This is a genomic window from Pseudonocardia kongjuensis (genome assembly GCF_039526905.1).
Taxonomy (GTDB): domain Bacteria; phylum Actinomycetota; class Actinomycetes; order Mycobacteriales; family Pseudonocardiaceae; genus Pseudonocardia; species Pseudonocardia kongjuensis.
Genome location: NZ_BAAAJK010000010.1, coordinates 181,298 through 202,117, shown reverse-complemented (window position 1 = coordinate 202,117; position 20,820 = coordinate 181,298). Strand labels below are relative to the sequence as shown.

Genomic DNA, 20,820 nt, shown 5'->3' with positions numbered 1-20,820 from the left:
GGCGGTTCCGCCCGTCACCTCAGTTGGACTTGGGGTCGTCGTCCGGCCAGGACTCCTTGCCGACCTCCTTGGCCAGCACCTCCGTCGGGTGCGCCCGGTTGCCGACGTGCGCCTCGGCGCGCGCCTTCTCGACCAGGTGCGGGTAGTGCAGGTCGAACGCCGGACGCTCGGAGCGGATCCGGGGCAGCTCGGTGAAGTTGTGCCGCGGCGGCGGCGAGGACGTCGCCCACTCCAGCGAGTTGCCGAAGCCCCACGGGTCGTCGACGTCGCAGATCCGGCCGAACCGGTAGCTCTTGAACACGTTGTAGACGAACGGCAGCGTCGAGGCGCCCAGGATGAACGCGCCGATCGAGGAGATCGTGTTCAACGTGGTGAACCCGTCCGAGGGCAGGTAGTCCGCGTACCGGCGCGGCATGCCCTCGTTGCCCAGCCAGTGCTGGACCAGGAAGGTCAGGTGGAACCCGAGGAACGTCAGCCAGAAGTGGATCTTGCCGAGCGTCTCGTCGAGGAACCGGCCGGTCATCTTCGGGAACCAGAAGTAGATGCCGCCGAAGGTCGCGAAGACGATCGTGCCGTAGAGCACGTAGTGGAAGTGCGCCACCACGAAGTAGCTGTCCGAGACGTGGAAGTCCACCGGCGGCATCGCGAGCAGGATGCCGGTCAGGCCGCCGAACAGGAACGTCACCAGGAAGCCGACCGAGAACAGCATCGGTGTCTCGTAGGTGATCTTGCCCTTCCACAGGGTGCCGATCCAGTTCACGAACTTCACGCCGGTCGGGATGGCGATCAGGAAGGTCGTGAAGGAGAAGAACGCCAGCATCACGGCGCCGGTGGCGTACATGTGGTGCGCCCACACCGCGACCGACAGCGCCGCGATCGCGATGGTCGCGAAGACCAGGCCCTTGTAGCCGAAGATCGGCTTGCGGGAGAACACCGGGAAGATCTCGGAGACGATGCCGAAGAAGGGCAGCGCGACGATGTAGACCTCGGGATGGCCGAAGAACCAGAACAGGTGCTGCCAGAGCACCACGCCGCCGTTCTCCGGGTTGAACACGTTCGCCCCGAGATGCCGGTCGGCGGCCAGGCCCAGCAGCGCCGCGGTCAGGATCGGGAACGCGATCAGGATCAGGATCGCCGTGATGAAGATGTTCCAGGTGAAGATCGGCATCCGGAACATCGTCATGCCGGGCGCGCGCATGCAGACGATCGTGGTGATGAAGTTGACGCCACCGAGGATCGTGCCCAGGCCGGACACCACCAGGCCCATGATCCACAGGTCACCGCCGGGGCCCGGCGAGCGGACCGCGTCGGACAACGGGGTGTAGGCGAACCAGCCGAAGTCGGCGGCGCCGCCCGGGGTCAGGAAGCCGGAGACGACGATCAGGCCGCCGAACAGGAACAGCCAGTAGGAGAACGAGTTCAGCCGCGGGAACGCCACGTCCGGCGCGCCGATCTGCAGCGGCACGATGTAGTTCGCGAAGCCGAACACGATCGGCGTCGCGAACAGCAGCAGCATGATCGTGCCGTGCATGGTGAACAGCTGGTTGTACTGCTCGGTCGAGAGGAACTGCAGCTCCGGACGCGCGAGCTCGGCGCGGATCAGCAGCGCCATCACGCCGCCGACGGCGAAGAAGCCGAACGACGTGACCATGTAGAGGATCGCGATGTCCTTGGGGTCGGTCGTCCTCAGCATCCTGAGGAACGTGGACCCCTTGCCCTCTCGCCGCGCCGGATACTGGCGCGTCGAGATCGGCTTCGGCTCGACGGCTGTCACCTGGTCCTCCTGCACTTGCCTGACCTGAGCACGTCCTCGCGGACGGGAGGACTCTACTTCCCGACCGGCGGACGACGCCCGACCGGGCCCGGAGATCCACAGCGGCTGGCACTGGGGAGCTCCGGACGGGCCGCACGGCGCGCGCCGATTGTGCTCTACGGAGGGTAGAACGAACACCCCCCGGGCGCACCGCCGGGTCCGATTTCACCCCGTTCGTGCCCGCGACCTCGCCGGCCGTGCGCCGGATCGCACCCCGGCGCCCCGGTCCGCACCCGCCGCGACCGGTGTGACCCGCTGCAACGGGGTGCGGACCGGGGGCGGCCGAGGGGCCTGCGCGCCGGCTTCCTACCGTGTCGGGGTGGTCGTGACGTCTCCGAACGCCGGGCGCACCGGCACCCGCCGCGAGCCCGGCTGGGACGCGCTGCGGATCGGGCTGGTGCTGCTCGTCGTCACCTACCACGCCACCCACCTGGGACCGGTGCTGCATCCGGAGCTGATCGACCGCCGGTTCTCCTTCGACCACCAGGTCGGCGCCAGCCTGCTGCTGGTCGTCTCCGCCTACTTCGCCTGCGCCACCCTCGGCAGGCACTCCCCCGGCCGGTACTGGTGGGCCCGGGTGGCCCGGCTGCTGCCGGCGTTCCTGGTCGTGGTGCCGGTGGCGTGGCTGACGCTGCGCTTCCTCGGCCCGGACGGCTGGGCGGAGCCGCCGGCCCGCGAGATCGTCACCAACTGGCTGATGCTCGGGCACTGGGACGACGCCCGCTTCCCCTGGCTGGACCCGGCCTACTGGACGCTGCCGCTGCAGCTGATGGCCTTCACCGCGGCGGCCGTGCTGAGCACCACCCGCTGGGGCGCCGGCCGCCGGTTCCGGATGCTGCTGTGGGCGCTGGTGCTCGTGCCGCTGCTGCTGTGGCCGCTGCGGGCCGCGCCGGGCGGGCTGCCGGACCCGCCGCGGTGGTACGAGATCGTCGTCGACGGGCTCGGGTTCCACCGGCTGCACCTGTTCGTCGCGGGCATCGCGATCTGGCTGTGGTCCACCCGCCGGACGGGTCCGGCGCACGCCGTTGCTCTGCTCACCGTGTGCGGCGTGGCCCAGTTCCTGCACGGATTCGCGCCCGGCCCGGACGGCGTGCTGCGGGTGGACCCGGTCGCCGTCGCCGGGGTGTGCGCGGGCATCGCGGTGCTCGCGCTGGTGTCCCGGTTGCCGAACCCGGGATCGCGGACACCGGCGCCGGTCGCGCTCGCGCTGCGCCGGCTGGCCGGCATCTCCTACGGCGTCTACCTGGTGCACCAGACGATCGGCTACGTGCTGATGCGGCGGCTGCAGGACGTCGGCGTGGGGCCGACGCTGCAGTCGGCGGCGATGCTGGGCACCGCGCTGGTGCTGGGCTGGCTGCTCACCCGGCTCGTCGAGCGGCCGGCGCACGGCGCCCTGATGGACGCCTGGGACCGGTTCGTCCCGCGCCGCGACGCCGCCCGCTCAGTCGCCGCGTAGCGGCTCGAACACCTCGGTCCAGATCTCCGGGGCGGACGCCGGGTTCGGCGGGGACGCGACGATGTAGAACTCGGTGCCGAGCCCCATCGCGAAGACCGGATCGGGCATCGTCAGCATGAAGTGGTCCGGGCCCATCTGGCTGGCGTGCGCGCGCATCGAGGCCCGCTTGGTCTCGGCGTACTCGACGGCCTCGACCCGGTGCGTGATCTCCGACTCCGGCTTGCCGAACGACGGGTCGTCGGTGATCTCGGGGAGCTCGAAGTCGGCGCCGCGCTCCTTCTGCAGGCCCCGCATGCCGCGCAGCAGCCAGTCCCGGTTCGTGGTGTTCTGCGCGACGACCGGCACCCCGGCCAGCTCGCCCGCGCGGGCGCCCACCCGGTGCACCTGGATGTGGTCCGGGTGTCCGTAGCCGCCGTTGTCGTCGTAGGTGGTGAGGACGTCGGCCTCCTCCTCCTCGAGGATCAGCGCGAGCCGCCGGGCGGCGTGCTCCACCGACGCCTGCCAGAAGCAGTACGGCGCGTCGTTCGAGGGTTCGCCCATCATCCCGGAATCGACGTAGCCGAGGAACTCGACGCGCGACACGCCGAGCACCCGGGCCGACTCGTGGCACTCGGCGGAGCGCCGCACCGGGAGCTGCTCGCCGTCGGCGAGCACCCCCGGGACCGGCTCGCCGAGCTCGCCGCGGGTCGCGAAGACGAGCACCACCCGGTGTCCGAGCGCGGCCGCCTTGGCGAGCGTGCCCGCGGTGCCGATCGACTCGTCGTCGGGATGGGCATGGAAGCTGACCAGTGTCCCCACGTGGCGCGAGCCTACGCAGCCCGCGATCAGGTCAGGACGCGGGTCAGCGCGGCGCCGACCTCGCCGAGCCGGGCGACCGGCACGCACAGGCCACCGCCGCGGGCGGCGAGTGCACCGGCGGCGCGGCGTGCGTCGGCGTCCGGGCCGCCGGGGGCGGGCAGCAGCACGTGCAGCCGGTCGATCCCGGCGAGCGCACCGAGCGGGTCGTCGCCCGCGGTGTGCAGGCAGTCCGAGAGCAGCACGACGGTCCGTTCCTCGGCGACCGCGCCGGCCAGCTGCCCGGACGCGGCGCGCAGCGCGGCGGCCAGGTCGGTGGTGCCGTGCCCGCGCAGCGCGACGAGCTCGGCGACCAGGTCCGGCGCCGGGCGCGGCACGCCGTGGGTGGCCAGGGTCTGCACCCCGGAGCCGAAGGCGAGCACCCCCGGGTCCTGCGCGGAGCCGCCGGCGCCGCCGTTCGTGCAGGCCAGCACCACCCCGGCGGCGGCGACCGCGGCGAGCGCGACCGCCTCCCCCTGCATCGAGCCGGACACGTCCACGACCAGGCAGATCGCCCGTCGGTGCGCGGTCCAGTCCCGGGTGACGAGGTCCTCCGGGCGCGGCGGGCCCGCGCCCGGGTGCCAGCCGTCCAGGGTGCGGTCGAGATCGAGATCGCCGTGCCCGCCGCGGCGCGGGCCGAGCCGCCGGGTGCCGCGCGAGCGGGCCGGGCCGACCCGGCCGAGCCGCAGGAACACCCGTCCGGCGATCCGCCGGGCCCTGGCCCGCAGCTCCGCGTCGGTGGCGACGGCGAGATCGGCGAGCAGCGCGGCTGCCGCCTCCGGGTCGCGGGCCAGCGCGTCGTCGAACGCGCCCTCGTCGAGCTCGCCGAGGCCGGGCGAGACCTCGGCGAAACCCTCGTGCCGCGACGCCAGCTGGTCGCGGCCCAGGGTGCGCGGCCCGCGTGGCGGGCGGGGGCTGCGGCCCGGCTGCTGCGGACCGGCGGACGGGGTGCCCGGCGCGCCGTCAGCGGGCGCCGGGCCGTCGGCTTTTCCCTGATCACCGTCCGTCTCCTCGGCCGGGTCCGGCTGTTCCGGCGGGGCGTCGGATTCCGGCGGCCAGACGTCGTCGAGGATCTCGTCGAGCACCGACTCCGGGGTGCGCTCGACGCCGTCGGCGATCCGGATCCGGCCGGACAGCGCGGCGTGCAGGGCGTCCCGGGCGGTGTCCCGGGCGGGCGGTGACTCGCCGCGCAGCTCGGCCAGCCCGGTGAGGACGTGCGCGAGATCGATGGCGCCGCGGACCGACGAGCCCATCCGGACGTCGGCGTGCCCGCGGGTGCGCCGGGTCAGGGTCACCGCGAGCGCGACGGCCGACGCGGGCCGGCCGGTGACCGCGGACGTGATCAGCCGCTCGGCGTCCTCGGGCTGGTAGCCGAGCACCACCCGGCACATCCGGTCGGCGATCGCCTGGCTCACCCGGGCGGTGCCGACGGCGTCGAACGGGTTCATCGCCGCGATCAGCCGGAAGCCGGGACCGGCGGTGACGGTGCCGAACCGCGGGACGCTGATCTCACCCTCGGTGAGCACCGTGATCAGCACGTTCAGCGTCTCCTCGGGGACCCGGTTCATCTCCTCGAGGTAGAGCAGGCCGTCCTCGCGCAGCGCGGTGAGCAGCGGGCCGTCGACGAACGCCGCCGGGGTGTAGCCCTCGGTGAGCACCTGGGCCGGGTCGAAGGTGCCGACCAGCCGGGCCGGGGTCAGCTCGGCGTTGCCCTCGACGAACACCATCCGCCGCCCGGAGCCGCGGGCGATCGCGTGCAGCAGGGTCGACTTGCCGGTGCCCGGCGGGCCCTCCAGCACCACGTGCCGGCCGGTGTCCAGGGCGACCGTGAGCACCTCGCGCTCGCGGTCCAGCCCGACCACGGGCACCGGGGTCCGCGTCCCGTTGCGGGCCGCGCCCGCCGGCAGATCCTGCCCTGACAACGCCGTCACCGGGCCAGCTCATCACATCCGGGCGCCCGAACGGAACGGTCTACGAAGCGTTGACGCCACACGTCACGTGTGTAGCATCACAGCCTCCCGAACCGGCACAGGAGCCACCACACCATGGCCGACGTCGTCCGTGCTGACCAGCCCTTCCCGTCGTTCAACGCAGCCGCCCACCTGACCGCCGCCCGGGTGGCGGCCGGGGACGGCGACCGCACCGCCGTCCGTTTCCCGGGCGGATCACTGACCTACGCCGAGCTCACCGACCGGGTCCGCGGACTGGCCGGCGCGCTGCGCGCGGCCGGTGTCCGGCCCGAGCAGCGGGTGCTGCTGGTGATGCCCGACGACGTGGAGCTCTATCTCGCGATCCTGGCCACCATGTGGTGCGGCGCGGTCGCCGTCCCGTCGTCGACGATGCTGACCGGCCGGGAGCTCGGCGTCCTGGTCCGGGACTCGCGGGCGACCACGGTGATCGGTGGCGCCGCGTTCGCCGGTGCGCTCGCCGAGGCCGTCGACGGCGCACCCGACGTGGAACGGGTGGTGCTCACCGGCCGGGACCGCCTCCCGACCGGCACCGCGGCCGAGTCCCTGACCTGGGACGAGCTGGTCGCCGCCGGCGGGCCGATGGCGCAGCCCCACCCGACCTGGACGGAGTCGCAGGCGCTGTGGCTCTACACCTCGGGCACCACCGGCAAGCCCAAGGGCGCCATGCACCGGCACGCCGACATCCGCTCGGTGTGCGAGACCTACGGCGCGCAGGTGCTCGGCATCCGGCCGGGCGACGTCTGCCTGTCCGTCGCGAAGCTGTTCTTCGCCTACGGCATCGGCAACTCGATGTTCTTCCCGCTGTCGGTCGGCGCCTGCGCGGTGCTGGAGCCGTCCCGGCCGGATCCGGAGCGGTACTCCCGGCTGGCCGCCGAGCACTCGGCGACGCTGTTCTTCGCCGTCCCCAGCTTCTGGGGCCCGCTGATCGCCGCCGACCTGCCACGGGAGCGGTTCGCGACGGTGCGCCTGGGCGTCTCGGCGGGCGAGGCGCTGCCGGTGCGGATGTTCCGCGGCGTCGGCGAGCGGTACGGCTTCGAGGTGCTCGACGGCATCGGGTCCACCGAGGCGCTGCACATCTTCATCTCCAACCGGCCCGGCGAGGTGGTGCCGGGCAGCTCCGGGTTCCCGGTGCCCGGCTACGAGATCGAGCTGCGCAGGCCGGACGGCAGCGTGATCGACGGCCCCGGTGAGCAGGGCATGCTCTACGTGGCGGGTGACTCGGTGTGCACCGGCTACTGGTGCCGCACCGAGGTGAACCGGCAGGTGTTCCAGGGCCGCTGGATGCGCACCGGCGACCAGTACGTGCGCGGCGACGACGGCTCGTGGACCTGCCTGGGCCGGGCCGACGACGTGCTCAAGGTGGGCGGCATCTGGGTCTCCCCCGGCGAGGTGGAGGCCCGGCTGCTGGAGCATCCCGGACTGGCCGAGGCGGTCGTCGTCGGGGTGCCGGACTCCGACGGCCTGGACAAGCCGGTCGCCTTCGTGGTGCCGCGCGATCCCGCGGCCGCCCCGTCGGCGGACGAGCTGGTGGCGTTCTGCCGGGAGGGCCTGGCGGCGTTCAAGCGGCCGCGGATGGTCGTCGCCGTCGACGAGCTGCCGAAGACCCCGACCGGGAAGATCCAGCGGTTCCGGCTGCGCGAGCAGGCGTCCGGGCTGGCCGCGCAGCCGGAGCCGGTGGTCTGAGGAGACCCGGATCGGCGGGCCGGGTGTCGCTATTCGCGACGCACCCTTGGCGGGACCCGATCGAGCGGGTTCACTCGGGACGGCACCGGATGTGCAGCCGACGGCGAGGAGGCCGGAGTGGACGTGTGGGAGTGGATCCCGGAGACCCCGGCGAGCTGGGACGACCGCAAGGCGGCCGTGCTGGCGGGACTGTCACCGGCCCTGTTCGGGCTGGGCACCCCGGCCGTGGGGGACGCGCTCGGTGACGAGTGGTGGCGGGTGCAGGACGCGGCCGGGGACACCGTCGCCTACGGGCGGCTGGACGAGTCCTGGGGCGACGCCGAGATCCTGGTGCTGGTCCGGCCGGACGCGCAGCGCAGCGGGGTCGGCTCGTTCGTGCTGTCCCGGCTGGAGCACGAGGCGGCCCGGCGGGGCCTGAACTACATCTACAACGTGGTGCCCGACGGCCACCCGGATCCCGAGCCGGTCACCGGGTGGCTCGCCGCGCACGGCTTCGTCCGCAACGACGTCGGCGAGCTCCGCAAGCAGCTGCCGCTCACCGCGGCGTCGGCCGCGCGCTGACCACCCGGCAGCGTCAGCCGGCGTTGTCCGCAGCGACTCCGGCGATCGCGCGGGCGGCGTCGCACCCCGCACCGGTCGTCACGACGACGACGCCGGGATCCAGGTCGGCCACGACCGAGCAGCCGACCCCGCCGAGCTCGAGCTGCACCCCGGTACGTCCGGCGACGTCGACGTCCACCGCCGCCCGCCCGCCCGGCCCGCCCGGCCCGTCCTGACCGCGGAGCACCTCGACCATCCTCCGGTAGTCGCCCGGCTCGGGCGCGCCGACCAGGACGACGGGCGCCGTGGCGCCCGGTCCCGGCACCCCGGACGACGAACCCGGCCCGGACGTGGCCGGATCCCACCTGCAGCCGATCCCGGGCGGCGGGACGGGCCGGCCCGGGCCGGTCAGACCGAGCCCGGCCAGCTCCTGCTCCGGGACCAGGGAGCAGTGGTTCGCCGGGAAGTCGCGGGCCGTGGCGCCGGGGAGCACGGCCGCAGCGCCGCAGCCGGCGAGGACGGCGAGCGCCGCGAGCACGGCCGGCAGCGGGAGCAGGGCGGGGACGGATCGGTGTCGTCGGTGTCGGTTGCGCACGGGTGGCACCGTCACAGCCGCCGGCCGTCGCCACGGCGGATCGCCGGGGCACGGGTCGCGATGGCGAACACGCGAACACTCCACACTCTTTCGTCGCGGCGTCACTGTCCTGTAGTCTTTGGGTTGCCGCGACGACGCGAGGAGGCGCCCGTCCCATGACCGATGCCGGCCCCACCACCGAGGCGAACGCCCCGGCCGACAGCCCCTCGATCGACTTCGACCGGGATCCGTCGCACTACCGGCACTGGCGGCTGGAGATCGACGCCGAGGACCCGGCGGTCGCCTGGGTGAAGCTCGACGTCGACGAGGCCGGCGGCCTCGTCCCCGGCTACGAGCTGAAGATGAACTCCTACGATCTCGGCGTCGACATCGAGCTCTACGACATCACCCAGCGGCTGCGGTTCACCCATCCGCAGGTCAGGGCGGTCGTGCTGACCAGCGCCAAGGACCGCAACTTCTGCGCCGGCGCGAACATCCGGATGCTCGCCGGCTCGTCGCACCCGTGGAAGGTGAACTTCTGCAAGTTCACCAACGAGACCCGCAACGGCATCGAGGACGCGACCGAGCACTCCGGCCAGACCTGGATCGCCGCGGTCAACGGCACCGCGGCCGGCGGCGGCTACGAGATGGCGCTGGCCTGCGAGAACATCCTGCTGATCGACGACAACTCGTCCACCGTCGCGCTGCCCGAGGTCCCGCTGCTGGGCGTGCTGCCCGGCACCGGCGGGCTCACCCGGGTCACCGACAAGCGCAAGGTCCGCAAGGACCGCGCGGACGTGTTCGCGACGAAGTCCGAGGGCTTCGGCGGGCGGCAGGCCGTCGAGTGGAAGCTGGTCGACGAGGTCGTCCCCAAGCGGAAGTGGGACGAGACGGTCCGCGAGCGGGCCGTCGCCGCGGCCCGGGCGTCCACCCGGCTGCCCGCGGAGCAGGGGATCGAGCTGCCGCCGCTGCAGCGCACCGAGACCGCCGACGGGATCGAGTACCCCCACGTCCGGGCCCGCTTCGACCGCGACCGCGGCCTGGTGGAGATCACCGTGGACGGCCCGGACGGCGGCGTCCCGTCGTCGATCGAGCGGGTGCGCGAGCTGGGCGCCGAGTTCTGGCCGCTGGCGATGACCCGCCAGCTCGACGACCTGATCCTGCGGCTGCGGTCCAACGAGCCGGAGCTGGGCACCTGGGTGATCCGGACCCGCGGCGACATCGAGGACGCGCTGGCCTTCGAGAAGGTCATCGAGGAGCACTCCGGATCGGACTGGCTGGTCTCGGAGATCCGGCACTACTTCAAGCGCACCCTCAAGCGGCTCGACGTCACCTCCCGGTCGCTGATCGCGCTGATCGAGCCCGGCTCCTGCTTCGGCGGTGCGCTGCTGGAGCTGGCGCTGGCCTGCGACCGGCAGTACATGCTCGACGGGACGCTCGACCCGGACAGCGACGAGCAGCAGGACGAGGCCCAGATCATGCTGACGGCGTCGAACTTCGGGACCTTCCCGATGGGCAACGGCGTGACCCGGCTGGGCTCCCGGTTCCACGGCGACGACGACCACGTCGCCAAGCTGCGCCAGGAGACCGGCCGCCGGATCGACGCCCGGGAGGCGCTCGAACTGGGCCTGGTCACCGACGCACCGGACGACATCGACTGGGACGACGAGGTCCGGATCATGCTCGAGGAGCGGGCGTCGCTGTCCCCGGACGCGCTGACCGGGATGGAGGCCAATCACCGGTTCGTCGGGCCGGAGACGATGGAGAGCCGCATCTTCGGCCGGCTCACCGCCTGGCAGAACTGGATCTTCGTGCGCCCCAACGCCTCCGGCGAGGAGGGCGCGCTGCGCAAGTACGGGACGGGCCGCAGGGCCGACTTCGACCGCAAGCGGGTGTGAGCACAGTGAGCACAGGGTCCATCGACTACAGCGAGAAGATCCCGAACAACGTCGACCTGGCCGGCGACCGCAAGCTGCAGCGCGCGCTCGAGTCCTGGCAGCCGAACTTCATCAACTGGTGGAAGACGATGGGCCCGGCCGTCCCGACCCAGGACGTCTACCTGCGCACCGCCGTCGACGTCGGCAAGGAGGGCTGGGCGCAGTTCGGCCACGTCGCGATGGAGGAGTACCGCTGGGGCGTGTTCCTCGCCGAGCGGGGCGACGACCGCCGGATCGCGTTCGGCGAGAACCGCGGCGAGCCGGTCTGGCAGCAGGTCCCCGGCGAGTACCGGGCCGACCTGCAGCGCCTGATCGTCATCCAGGGCGACACCGAGCCCGCCTCGGTCGAGCAGCAGCGCCGACTCGGCGAGACCGCACCGTCGCTCTACGACCTGCGCAACCTGTTCCAGGTCAACGTCGAGGAGGGCAGGCACCTCTGGGCGATGGTCTACCTGCTGCACGCCTACTTCGGCCGCAACGGCCGCGAGGAGGCCGAGGCGCTGCTGCAGCGCAACTCCGGCGATCTCGACTCGCCGCGGATCCTCGGCGCGTTCAACGAGGAGACGCCGGACTGGCTGTCGTTCTACATGTTCACCTACTTCACCGACCGGGACGGCAAGTACCAGCTCGGCACGCTGAAGGAGTCCGCCTTCGATCCGCTGTCGCGGACGTGTGAGTTCATGCTCAAGGAGGAGGCCCACCACATGTTCGTGGGCACCACCGGCATCGACCGCGTCGTCCAGCGGACCTGCGAGCTGATGCGCGAGCACGACACCGCCGACATCGCCCCGCACGGCGGCGTCCCGCTGGACGTGATCCAGAAGTACGTCAACTTCCACTACTCGGTGTCGCTGGACCTGTTCGGCTCCGAGCAGTCCACGAACGCCGCGAACTACTTCACCGCCGGGCTCAAGGGCCGCTGGCAGGAGGAGCGCCGCCGCGACGACCACGTCCTCACCGAGGACGGCTACGGCATGGAGCAGGTCCGCGACGGCGGGATCGTCACCGACGAGGTGCCTGCCCTGCTGGCGCTGAACCTGGACCTGCGCAACGAGTACGTGAAGGACTGCCAGTCCGGGATCAAGCGCTGGAACAAGATCCTCGAGAAGAACGGGTTCGACGACCGGGTCCACCTGCCGCACGTCGGGTTCAACCGGGAGGTCGGGCTGTTCTCCGGGCACCACGTGACGCCGAAGGGCGACGTCGTCGGCGCGGACGCCTGGGCGGCCCGCAAGGACGACTGGCTGCCCTCGGACGCGGACCGCACGCACGTGCAGAACCTGATGCGGCCGGTCTACGAGCCGGGCAAGATCGCCGGCTGGATCGCGCCGCCGTCGAACGGGATCAACGGCAAGCCCTTCGAGTACGAGTACGTGCACTTCGCCTGAGCGGGCATGCTGGGGCCCGTGACCGAGAGTCCCCGGACCCTGCAGACCTCGCTCCCGGAGGCCGTCGGCCCGCGCCTGCGCGCGTTGCGCACCGGCGCGGGCCGCTCCCTGACCTCGGTGGCCCGGGAGATCGGGATCTCGGCGAGCGCGCTGTCCCAGATCGAGGTCGGCACCCGGCAGCCGTCGGTCAAGCGGCTGATCGACATCGTCGGCGCGCTCGGGGTGCCGGTGTCGGCGGCACTCGACGACGCCGTGTTCACCCGCCGCCCGTCCTGCTCGGACGACGCCGGGGGCGCCGAGACCTCGCAGCCGCTGCCGGGCGTGCAGGTCGCCCTCCCCTCGGCGGACGCACAGCTCGGCGACGGCGTGACCTACCGCAGGCTCACCCCGGTCGCGCTGCCCGGGCTGGACCTGTTCGAGTCGACCTACCCGCCCGGCTCGTCGTCCGCGCCGGACGGCGAGATGCTCACCCACCACGGCCACGACACCGGCTGCATCGTCCGCGGCCGGCTCACCTTCCGGTTCCCCGACGGCGCCGTCGAGGTCCCGGCCGGCGGCACCATCTCGTTCCCGGCCGGGCGGCCGCACCGGGTGGAGAACGGCACCGGCGAGGTCGCGGTGGCCATCTGGGCCACCGTCGACCTCCGAGAGGGTTAACCCGGCGGCAACCACACCAGGCGTTTTAAGCCATAGCTTCACGGTTGTCCGAAACACCCGGCCCGGGAGCCCCCATGACGGACGCCGTCCTGAACACGCACTCCGATGTCGGCAGCGACCCGCATCCGACCCTGCACAACGACGACCTGGCACCGCTGCCCGCCGCGCAACGGCGCTGGGGCCCGTTCCCGATCTTCAACGTGTGGACGAACGACGTGCAGAGCCTGGCCGGCTACACGCTGGCCGCCAGCCTGTTCATCACCGCGGGGATCAACGGCTGGTGGGTGTTCGCCGCCATCGTGCTGTCCGGCGCGTTCGTGAACCTGCTGGTCAACCTGTCGGGCACGCCGAGCGTCCGGTACGGGATCCCGTACGCGGTGATGGCCCGGGCGAGCATGGGTGTGCGCGGTGCGCGGTTCCCCGCGCTGGTCCGGGGCGTCGTCGGGATCTTCTGGTACGGCGCGCAGACCTACTTCGCCTCGACCGCGGTCGCGCTGGCGATCAACGCGTTCGTGGCCGATCCGGGGCGGGCCACGTTCCTCGGCATGGACTGGGTGGACTGGCTGTCCTACACCTTCGTCGCCGTGCTGCAGATCGCGCTGTTCTCCCGCGGCATCGTGTGGATCGAGCGCTTCCTGAACTTCGCCGGCCCGGCCGTCTACGTCGTGATGATCGCGCTGCTCGCGGTCATCTGGGTACAGGCGGGCGACCAGCTGCTCCCGGCCGTCGGCGCGATCTTCGACAACACCGAGGTGCAGGGCTGGGCCGCGGTCGGCGCGTTCGTCGGGGTGATGGGCACGATGATCGCCTACTTCTCGGCGGTCGTCGTGAACTACGGCGACTTCGCCCGGTTCGCCCGCGACGAGCGGTCGATGCGGATCGGGAACTTCACCGGGCTGCCGGTGAGCCTGGCCCTGTTCACCTTCCTCAGCCTGTTCATCACCGCGGGCGCCTTCATCGTGCTGCAGAACGGGCAGGGCGAGCCGCTGACCAACCCGGCCGACATCGTCGGGCTGGTCGGCAACCCGGTGCTGACGATCATCGCCGCGGTCACCTTCGTGGTCGCCACGATCGGCATCAACCTGGTCGCGAACTTCATCCCGCCCGCCTACGACCTGGCGAACCTGGCGCCCAGCCGGATCAGCTTCCGCACCGGCGGGCTGCTCACCGCGGCGGCCGGCTTCGTGATCGGCGGGCTGTGGGTGGCGATGATCGACGAGATCGGCCTGCCGACGTTCGTCGACACGCTGGGCGCGCTGCTCGCGCCGCTCTACGGCGTGCTGATCGCCGACTACTACATCATCCAGCGCCGCTCGGTGCGCGTCGCCGAGCTGTTCACGATGGACCCGGACGCCCGCTACCACTACCGCCACGGCTGGAACATCAGGGCGCTCGTCGCGATCGGGCTGGCCGGGACGTTCTCGCTCGCCGCGGTGTGGGTCCCGGCGCTCGCCGAGCTCAGCGGGATCGCCTGGGTGATCGGGGCCGCGCTGGGCGGGGCGCTGTACACGGCGCTGCTGTGGCACTACCGGACCGCGGCGCCGGCCGGGGAGACGAGCGGCTGATCGCCGGAGTGGCGGTGCCCGGGCGTTGCCGCGGGCACCGCCACCGGCACGATCAGCCGACGTCGCCGCCGGGCGCGCCGGCAGGCTGCGGGACACCCGCCTCGGTGGCGGTGTCCCGCAGCCGCTCACGCGGCCGTCGCGAACCTGTGCCCCGGGCTCACACCGGCACCACCAGGTGGGGCAGCCCGAGACGGGCGGCGTGGCCGAGCGTGTACCGGGTCCCGCTCGACGGATCGTCGCCCCGGGGGAAACCGATCACCAGATCGCTGCGGTCCACCATCCACCGGTTCCGGGCGTGGAAGGCACCGGTGCCCGGTCGCCGGGCTCCCAGCTCGACGACGCCGGCGAGCCTGCCCCGCCGTTGCCACCGCCGGACGGCCGTGGCCGCCACCTCGGGCTGGTCGGCGACCGTGCACGGGACGACGACGATCAGCGCAGCACCGGTGTGGGCTGCCAGCCAGTCCAGGGCTGCGGTGTCGATGCCCGCCGCGCCGCCCAGGTGCACGGTGCTCGACGACGTCGTGAAGGGCAGCAGGTAGGCCGCGAAGACCGCCCCGAGACCGGCGTCCGGTTCCGAGGTGACCTCGCGGGTCCCGGTCACCGTGATCGCTCGGGACACGCCACCTCCACAGTGCCCTGTCACCGGTTGTCACCTGTCCTGATCGGCTCGAACCACGGCCCATGGGCGGCACGCCGACGGGGCGGACGGCCCGGGCCGGGTGGTGGTGGAGCCGGTGCCGGGTATGCGGCAGGCCGATCGACCTCACGACGCCGGGAGCAGGGGTGTGGACCTGCCGGCGTCGTCGTTGCCCGGCGAACCGACCACGATGGAGGCTACGTCTCCCAGGCAGTGCGCGGGGGCGCCCGACGGCCACCGGGTGAGCGGTTCGCCGGGATCGAGGCACCGCCCACCGGGGCGTGCTCCACGATCACGCCGCCTGCCGGGGCAGGCGCACCGGCCCGACGACGCCACCGGAGCGCCGGTTGCATCCACGATCGCCGAGACACCGACCGGGGAGCAGCGATGGGAACCGGACCGACGAGTTCCGATCCCACCCGGGACCGGCGCCAGGAACTCGTCCGCACTCTGGTCGAGGGTGGCCGGCTGCGGAGTGCGGCATGGCGCGAGGGCGTTCGAGACGGTTCCGCGACACCTGTTCGTGCCACGGGCGTTCGCCTTCACCCCCGACCGCGGCGCTCACCGGGCCATCGGTGCCGACGATCCCCGGTGGCTCGATCTCGCCCATGCCGACGAGCCGATCACGACGCAGCTCGACTCCGACGGGACACGCTGGGGGCACACCTGAGCCCACGGGCCGGTCACCGGGACCGTGACCTCGTCGAGCTCGCAGCCGAGCCTCATGGCCGGCATGCTCGAATCCCGGACCGAGGTGCCGCTCCCGGTCGACGTGCTGCTCCGAGCGGCTGCCACCAGCCGGACGGGCACAGACGGAAGGTGCGCCGCACCGGGTCGGTCCCCGATCCCGCCCCCGGCTGGGCCGTACTCGCCGGACTGCGCCATCCCGGCATCACCCGCGTCACGCTGCACCGGGACAGCGGAACGGTGCAATGGCTCCTGCACTCCGACGGGTCGTGGGCCTACCGCGATCCCGCCACCGAGCAGGTCGAGCAGGCGGGACCCCAGCGTCTGTGAGATCTGATCGAGGACGCACACGACGAGTGGGTCGCGGCCGGCTCCCCGCACCGGACCCGCCTCGGGAACTCGGTCACCCCCGACCGTCACCGGGTGTGGCTCGACGACCCCGGTGGCCCCCACACCTGGCACCGATCGGCGATCTGACCCGGGACGGCGCCGGCCGGGCGGGCGCACGGCTCACCGGGTGAGCGGTTCGCCGGGATCGAGGGCATCGACCCCCGGGCCGGCCCGCGGTCGCAGCAACGCCAACCCGGCCCCGGTCACCGTCGTCGTCACCATCCCCGGGAGCGTGCCGAGGCCCGGCAGCAGGAGCGCGACGGCCACCGCCTGCCCGGCCGCGGCGCCGCCGACCGTCCACCGGCACACCCGCAGGGACGCCGTCCGGCCCACCGACGCGAGCAGCGCGTGCACCACGATCACCCCGCCCGCCAACGACGTCACCGCACCGGCCGGGACGCCCGCGACCACCCCGGCCAGCACCGTCACGAATCCGGCGGTGGCGGGTGGATCCCACCGGGGCTCCGGGCCGGCGCCGCCCGGGCCGAACCGGATCCGGGCCTGTCCCATCCGGTCGGGCGAGTAGCGCCAGCGGGCCCACGGCGAGTCCGGTCGCGCGACCCGGGCGATCCCGGCGATCCCGATCACCGACACCACCGACAGCGGGGCGAGCAGCGCCAGCCACGGTTTGCCCTTGAGCCGGTGCACGGTGCCGACCGTGGTCACCACGGTGAGCAGCAGCCCGAGCGGCACCAGGACGTCCGCCACGGGATCGAGCCCACCGAGACCGATCCCGCCCACCGGCATCGTCCCAGCATGCGGTGCCCGCAGCGGCTCCGCGCGCCGAGATGCAGCTCAGCGCTGTCATCGCCCGCCGAGCGCCCCGTGAGCTGCATCTCGGCGCGCGGAGCCGGCGCGGAGCAGGCCAGGCCGGAGCAGGCCAGGCCGGAGCAGGCCAGGCCGGAGCAGGCCAGGCCGGAGCAGGCCAGGCCGGAGCGAGCCAGGCCGGAGCGAGCCAGGCCGGAGCGAGCCAGGCCGGAGCGAGGCGCGCGGAGCCGGGGCGGTCAGCTCCCGGGCGGCGCGGCGGGGGCGACCGGGTCCGGCGGCGGCACCGCGGGGCAACTGCAGGTCGGACCCGTCGCCGCCGGTCCGCTCCGGCAGAGCGCCGGTGGCGAGGTAGGCGGCGACCGCGTCGTCGACACAGGACACCCCGGACAGCGACGCCGAGTGCGTGTGCCCGCCGAGCCCCTCGACCAGCGACGATCCGGGGAACGTCCGGCGGGCCTGCAGCGCGCCCTCGTAGGGGGTGGCGCCGTCGTAGGTCTCGGAGATCAGCAGCGGCCCCTCGGCGAGGGTGCCGCGCACCTCCGGCGCCGGGCCCGGCGGCACCGGCCAGTCCAGGCAGGGCGCGTTGTACCAGGCGTTGCCCCAGGTCTCGAAGGGTGCGACGGCGTCGGTCTCGGTGTTGTCGGCCTTCCAGGTCGCCCAGTCCTGCGGGAACGGGGCGTCGGTGCACTGGGTGGCGAGGTAGACGGCGTAGTTGTTGTCGTCGGTCGGTGACCCGGCCTGGTCGTAGGCCTGTTTCAGGGTGGCGGCGTCGCCCCGGGTGCCGGCCACGAAGGCGTCGGCGACCCGTGTGTAGGCGCCGACGTTGTACCCGGCGCTGAGGAAGATGTCGGTCCACTCCGCCGAGCCGATCAGCCCGCCCGCCGGCTCGGCCCGCAGCCGGTCACCGATCTCGTAGTAGAGCGCCTCCACCTCGTCGCCGGAGTCGCCGAGACCGTAGGTCGCGTCGTTCTTCGCGACCCAGTCGAAGAACACCCCGATGTTGCGCTCGAACGCGACGTTCTGGTTCTGGTTCGCCTGGTACCACCAGGCCCGCGGATCGACGACGCCGTCGAGCACCATCCGGCGGACCCGGTCCGGGAACGTCGTGGCGTAGACCTGGCCGAGCATCGTGCCGTAGGAGAAGCCGTAGAAGTTGATCTGCTCGGCGCCGAGCGCGGCGCGCAGCAGATCCATGTCGCGCACGGTGTCCTCGGTGCGCAGGTTCTCCAGCAGCGCGCCGCCGCGCTCGGCGCAGGCCCGGGCGTACGCCTGCGTCCGGGGCAGCCAGGCGGCCTCGGCGCCGTGCTCCGGGCGGTGGTCGGGCCGGTCGTAGCCGCCGTAGCCGGGATCGCAGCTCAGCGCCGGCCTGCTGGTGCCGACGCCGCGCGGGTCGAAACCGATCCAGTCGTAGGCGGCACCGGCGTTGCCCGGGACGGCGCCGCCGAGCCGGCTCAGCCCGAGGCCGGGCCCGCCGGGGCCGCCCGGGTTGACCAGCATGACGCCCTGGTACTGCGCGTCCGGCACCGTGTGGCGCACCCGGGACACCGCGATCTCGATCTGCTCGCCGCCGGGATCGGCGTGGTCCAGCGGCACCGGCAGGAACCCGCACTCGGCCCCGGCCTGCTGCAGCGGCGGCGACGGGCACGGCCCCCACGCGATCTGCCCGGCGGGCGGGGCGGGCGGGGCGGGCACAGCAGGCGGGGCGGGCACAGCAGGCGGGGCGGGCACAGCAGGCGCGGCGGGCGCGGCGGTCCGTCCCGGCACCCCGGCGCCGGTCAGGACCGCGCAGGCGAGCACCGTCGTGACGAGCCTGCTGACGGTCGTCCTGCGCACGTGTGGCCCCCGCTCCCGGGCTCGCGCCCGCCCCCGACGTCGGGCCGCGACGTTGCCACCCGCAACCACGTGTCCACAACGGTCACGCCGCAGAGGGACGCGATCGGCGTAACGGACTCGGACGAACGGCCCCGGAACGGGCGACGCGTGCACGCCGCGCGGAGCGGCTCCCCCGGTCGGGTGCCGGGCGGCGAACGGCTCCGCGGCGGTCCTTGACCGCGCCGCACGGGCGCCGCGAGGATCCGGGCGTGGACCTGCTGCCCGGCGTGCGTGCGCGCGAGGTACCGACCGACCGGCTCCGGATCCACCTGCTGGAGGCGGGCCCGTCCGACGGGACCCCGCTGGTCCTGGTGCACGGCAACCTCTCGACCGGCCGGTTCTACGAGCACGTGATGCCGGCGCTCGCCGGGGACGGGTTCCGGGTGCTCGCGCCGGACATGCGCTCGTTCGGCCGCAGCGAGCCCGCCCCGCTGGACGCCACCCGCGGGCTCGACGACTGGGCCGACGACGTCGCCGCCCTGCTGCGCACCCTCGGCGTCGACGCGCCCCCGCACCTGGTGGGCTGGTCCACCGGCGGCGGCGCGATCGCCCGGTTCGCGCTGACCCGGCCGGCGGCGTCGCTGACGCTGGTCGACCCGGTCGGGCCGTACGGCTACGGCGGCGTCCGCGACGACGGCACCCCGGTGCACCCCGACGGTGCCGGTTCCGGCGCGGCCGGCGCGAACCCCGAGTTCGTACGACGGCTGCGCGAGCGCGACTCCTCGGCCGACAGCCCGTTCTCGATCCGGAACGTGATGCGCCGGACGTACTGGTCGCCGTCGTTCCGGCTGTCCCCGGAGCGGGAGGACCTGCTGGTCGAGGAGATCCTGCTGACCACCATCGGCGACGGCGGCTACCCGGGTTCGGCGGCGTCGTCGCCGCACTGGCCCGGTTTCGCCCCCGGCGGCTCCGGGGTGCTCAACGCGCTGTCGCCCAAGCACCTGCGCTGGGACGGGATCGTCAGCCTGGACCCGAAGCCGCCGGTGCTGTGGACGCACGGGAGCGACGACCTGATCGTCGCCGACGGCTCGATGCTCGAGGCGGGCACCCTCGGGCGGGCCGGGCTGATCCCCGGCTGGCCGGGCGCCGAGGAGTTCCCGCCGCAGCAGATGGTCACCCAGATCCGGACCGTGCTGGAGCGCTACGCCGACGCGGGCGGCAGCGTCCGGACCGAGTGGTTCGACGGGTCCGGGCACGGGCCGCTGTTCGACGCCGAGGCCCGCTGGACCCGGGTGCTGCGCGACTTCCTCGCCGGGGTGCGCTGATGGCCCGGCTGCGCTGCGACGTCGTCGCCGACTCGCTCGGGCTGGCCACCTCGATCACCGTGCTGCTCCCGCAGCCGTCCCGCACCCGGATCGGGGCCGGCGTGCGCGACCTGGACGCGCCGCCGCCGGTGCTCTACCTGCTGCACGGGCTGTCCGACGACGACACCGCCTGGACCCGCTACACCGCGATCGAGCGGTACGCCGACGAGCTGGGGCTGGCCGTCGTCATGCCGCAGGTGCACCGCAGCTTCTACCTCGACCAGGCGTACGGCGGCCGGTACCGGACCTGGGTGTGCACGGAGCTGCCGGAGCTCGTCGCCCGGTTCTTCCGGGTGTCCGGTGATCCGGCACGGACGTTCGTCGCCGGGCTGTCGATGGGCGGCTACGGCGCGATCGGCTGGGCGCTGCGCGAGCCGGGCCGGTTCGGGGCGGCGGCGTCGCTGTCCGGGGCGCTGGACGTCGCGGAGCTGGTGCGGTCCCCGCCGCGCGAGGAGGACCCGCGGATCTGGGAGCGGATCCTCGGCGGCGAGGAGGTGACCGGCACCGACGCCGACCTGTTCGCGCTCGTCGGGCGGGCGGACCCGGCCGCGGTGCCGCCGCTGTTCGTCTGCGCGGGCACCGGGGACCCGCTGCACGACCAGTCCGTCCGGTTCACCGCGGCCGCCCGCGCCGCCGGGCTCGACGTGACCGGCCACGACGGGCCGGGTGAGCACGACTGGGCCTACTGGGACGCCCGGATCCGGGACGTCCTGGACTGGCTGCCGATCCCCCGCTGAGCGGTCAC

Annotated in this window: 17 protein-coding genes; 10 read left to right on the top strand and 7 right to left on the bottom strand. The window is 73.4% G+C overall.

Annotation, left to right across the window (positions count from 1 at the left end):
* Positions 1 to 19 precede the first annotated feature (19 nt).
* The gene (gene ctaD, locus ABD160_RS14970; protein WP_344022714.1) at positions 20 to 1,774 is read right to left on the bottom strand and encodes an aa3-type cytochrome oxidase subunit I; all 1,755 of its coding nucleotides are present in this window, start codon (positions 1,772 to 1,774) and stop codon (positions 20 to 22) included.
* Positions 1,775 to 2,138: 364 nt separating this feature from the next.
* On the opposite strand from ctaD, the gene ABD160_RS14965 reads away from it, so the two are divergent.
* Complete coding sequence (locus ABD160_RS14965; RefSeq protein WP_344022712.1) at positions 2,139 to 3,269, top strand: acyltransferase family protein; 1,131 nt, start codon at positions 2,139 to 2,141, stop codon at positions 3,267 to 3,269.
* Here the strand turns inward: ABD160_RS14965 and ABD160_RS14960 are convergent.
* Both ABD160_RS14960 and ABD160_RS14955 read right to left on the bottom strand, forming a co-directional pair.
* On the bottom strand, positions 3,255 to 4,067 hold the full coding sequence (locus ABD160_RS14960; RefSeq protein WP_344022709.1) for a PIG-L family deacetylase: 813 nt from the start codon (positions 4,065 to 4,067) through the stop codon (positions 3,255 to 3,257). The two genes, ABD160_RS14965 and ABD160_RS14960, sit on opposite strands and share 15 nt — an antisense overlap.
* Positions 4,068 to 4,093: 26 nt before the next feature.
* Positions 4,094 to 6,034: an AAA family ATPase gene (locus ABD160_RS14955; RefSeq protein ID WP_344022707.1), complete on the bottom strand. Its 1,941-nt coding sequence runs from the start codon at positions 6,032 to 6,034 to the stop codon at positions 4,094 to 4,096.
* A gap of 114 nt (positions 6,035 to 6,148) precedes the next feature.
* Here ABD160_RS14955 and ABD160_RS14950 point away from each other — a divergent pair, with 114 nt between their 5' ends.
* Together ABD160_RS14950 and ABD160_RS14945 are read left to right on the top strand one after the other, a co-directional pair.
* A complete protein-coding gene (locus ABD160_RS14950; RefSeq protein WP_344022706.1) occupies positions 6,149 to 7,756 on the top strand; it encodes a benzoate-CoA ligase family protein in 1,608 nt (535 codons plus the stop codon).
* 117 nt (positions 7,757 to 7,873) lie between these two features.
* Complete coding sequence (locus ABD160_RS14945; RefSeq protein WP_344022704.1) at positions 7,874 to 8,317, top strand: GNAT family N-acetyltransferase; 444 nt, start codon at positions 7,874 to 7,876, stop codon at positions 8,315 to 8,317.
* Positions 8,318 to 8,330: 13 nt separating this feature from the next.
* Here the strand turns inward: ABD160_RS14945 and ABD160_RS14940 are convergent, their stop codons facing one another.
* Entirely contained in the window at positions 8,331 to 8,891 is a 561-nt protein-coding gene (locus tag ABD160_RS14940) for a DUF3558 family protein (protein WP_344022702.1), read from the bottom strand.
* Positions 8,892 to 9,046: 155 nt separating this feature from the next.
* Between ABD160_RS14940 and boxC the strand changes: the two genes are divergently transcribed.
* From boxC to ABD160_RS14920, 4 genes are all read left to right on the top strand, one after another.
* Entirely contained in the window at positions 9,047 to 10,768 is a 1,722-nt protein-coding gene (boxC, locus tag ABD160_RS14935) for a 2,3-epoxybenzoyl-CoA dihydrolase (protein ID WP_344022700.1), read from the top strand.
* Between the two features lie 5 nt (positions 10,769 to 10,773).
* A complete protein-coding gene (boxB, locus tag ABD160_RS14930; RefSeq protein ID WP_344022698.1) occupies positions 10,774 to 12,195 on the top strand; it encodes a benzoyl-CoA 2,3-epoxidase subunit BoxB in 1,422 nt (473 codons plus the stop codon).
* 18 nt (positions 12,196 to 12,213) lie between these two features.
* Positions 12,214 to 12,852 (top strand): helix-turn-helix domain-containing protein, encoded by a 639-nt coding sequence (locus ABD160_RS14925; RefSeq protein ID WP_344022696.1) that lies wholly within the window; start codon positions 12,214 to 12,216, stop codon positions 12,850 to 12,852.
* 74 nt (positions 12,853 to 12,926) lie between these two features.
* A complete protein-coding gene (locus tag ABD160_RS14920; RefSeq protein WP_344022694.1) occupies positions 12,927 to 14,417 on the top strand; it encodes an NCS1 family nucleobase:cation symporter-1 in 1,491 nt (496 codons plus the stop codon).
* Between the two features lie 157 nt (positions 14,418 to 14,574).
* Here the strand turns inward: ABD160_RS14920 and ABD160_RS14915 are convergent, their stop codons facing one another.
* A complete protein-coding gene (locus ABD160_RS14915) occupies positions 14,575 to 15,036 on the bottom strand; it encodes a DNA-processing protein DprA (protein ID WP_344022692.1) in 462 nt (153 codons plus the stop codon).
* A gap of 837 nt (positions 15,037 to 15,873) precedes the next feature.
* Between ABD160_RS14915 and ABD160_RS14910 the strand changes: the two genes are divergently transcribed.
* Complete coding sequence (locus ABD160_RS14910; RefSeq protein WP_344022690.1) at positions 15,874 to 16,071, top strand: hypothetical protein; 198 nt, start codon at positions 15,874 to 15,876, stop codon at positions 16,069 to 16,071.
* A gap of 180 nt (positions 16,072 to 16,251) precedes the next feature.
* Here the strand turns inward: ABD160_RS14910 and ABD160_RS14905 are convergent, their stop codons facing one another.
* Positions 16,252 to 16,839 (bottom strand): hypothetical protein, encoded by a 588-nt coding sequence (locus tag ABD160_RS14905; RefSeq protein WP_344022688.1) that lies wholly within the window; start codon positions 16,837 to 16,839, stop codon positions 16,252 to 16,254.
* A gap of 96 nt (positions 16,840 to 16,935) precedes the next feature.
* Positions 16,936 to 18,732: an alpha/beta hydrolase gene (locus tag ABD160_RS14900; protein ID WP_344022686.1), complete on the bottom strand. Its 1,797-nt coding sequence runs from the start codon at positions 18,730 to 18,732 to the stop codon at positions 16,936 to 16,938.
* A gap of 248 nt (positions 18,733 to 18,980) precedes the next feature.
* Between ABD160_RS14900 and ABD160_RS14895 the strand changes: the two genes are divergently transcribed.
* Both ABD160_RS14895 and ABD160_RS14890 read left to right on the top strand, forming a co-directional pair.
* Positions 18,981 to 20,036: an alpha/beta hydrolase gene (locus ABD160_RS14895; protein ID WP_344022684.1), complete on the top strand. Its 1,056-nt coding sequence runs from the start codon at positions 18,981 to 18,983 to the stop codon at positions 20,034 to 20,036.
* On the top strand, positions 20,036 to 20,812 hold the full coding sequence (locus ABD160_RS14890; RefSeq protein ID WP_344022682.1) for an alpha/beta hydrolase: 777 nt from the start codon (positions 20,036 to 20,038) through the stop codon (positions 20,810 to 20,812). The genes ABD160_RS14895 and ABD160_RS14890 overlap by 1 nt, the downstream gene beginning before the upstream one ends.
* Positions 20,813 to 20,820 lie beyond the last annotated feature (8 nt).

Coding starts and splice junctions, on each gene's coding strand:
- ABD160_RS14890 (WP_344022682.1), top strand. CDS start 20,036: ATGGCCCGGCTGCGCTGCGACGTCGTCGCCGACTCGCTCGGGCTGGCC.
- ABD160_RS14950 (WP_344022706.1), top strand. CDS start 6,149: ATGGCCGACGTCGTCCGTGCTGACCAGCCCTTCCCGTCGTTCAACGCA.
- ABD160_RS14920 (WP_344022694.1), top strand. CDS start 12,927: ATGACGGACGCCGTCCTGAACACGCACTCCGATGTCGGCAGCGACCCG.
- boxC (WP_344022700.1), top strand. CDS start 9,047: ATGACCGATGCCGGCCCCACCACCGAGGCGAACGCCCCGGCCGACAGC.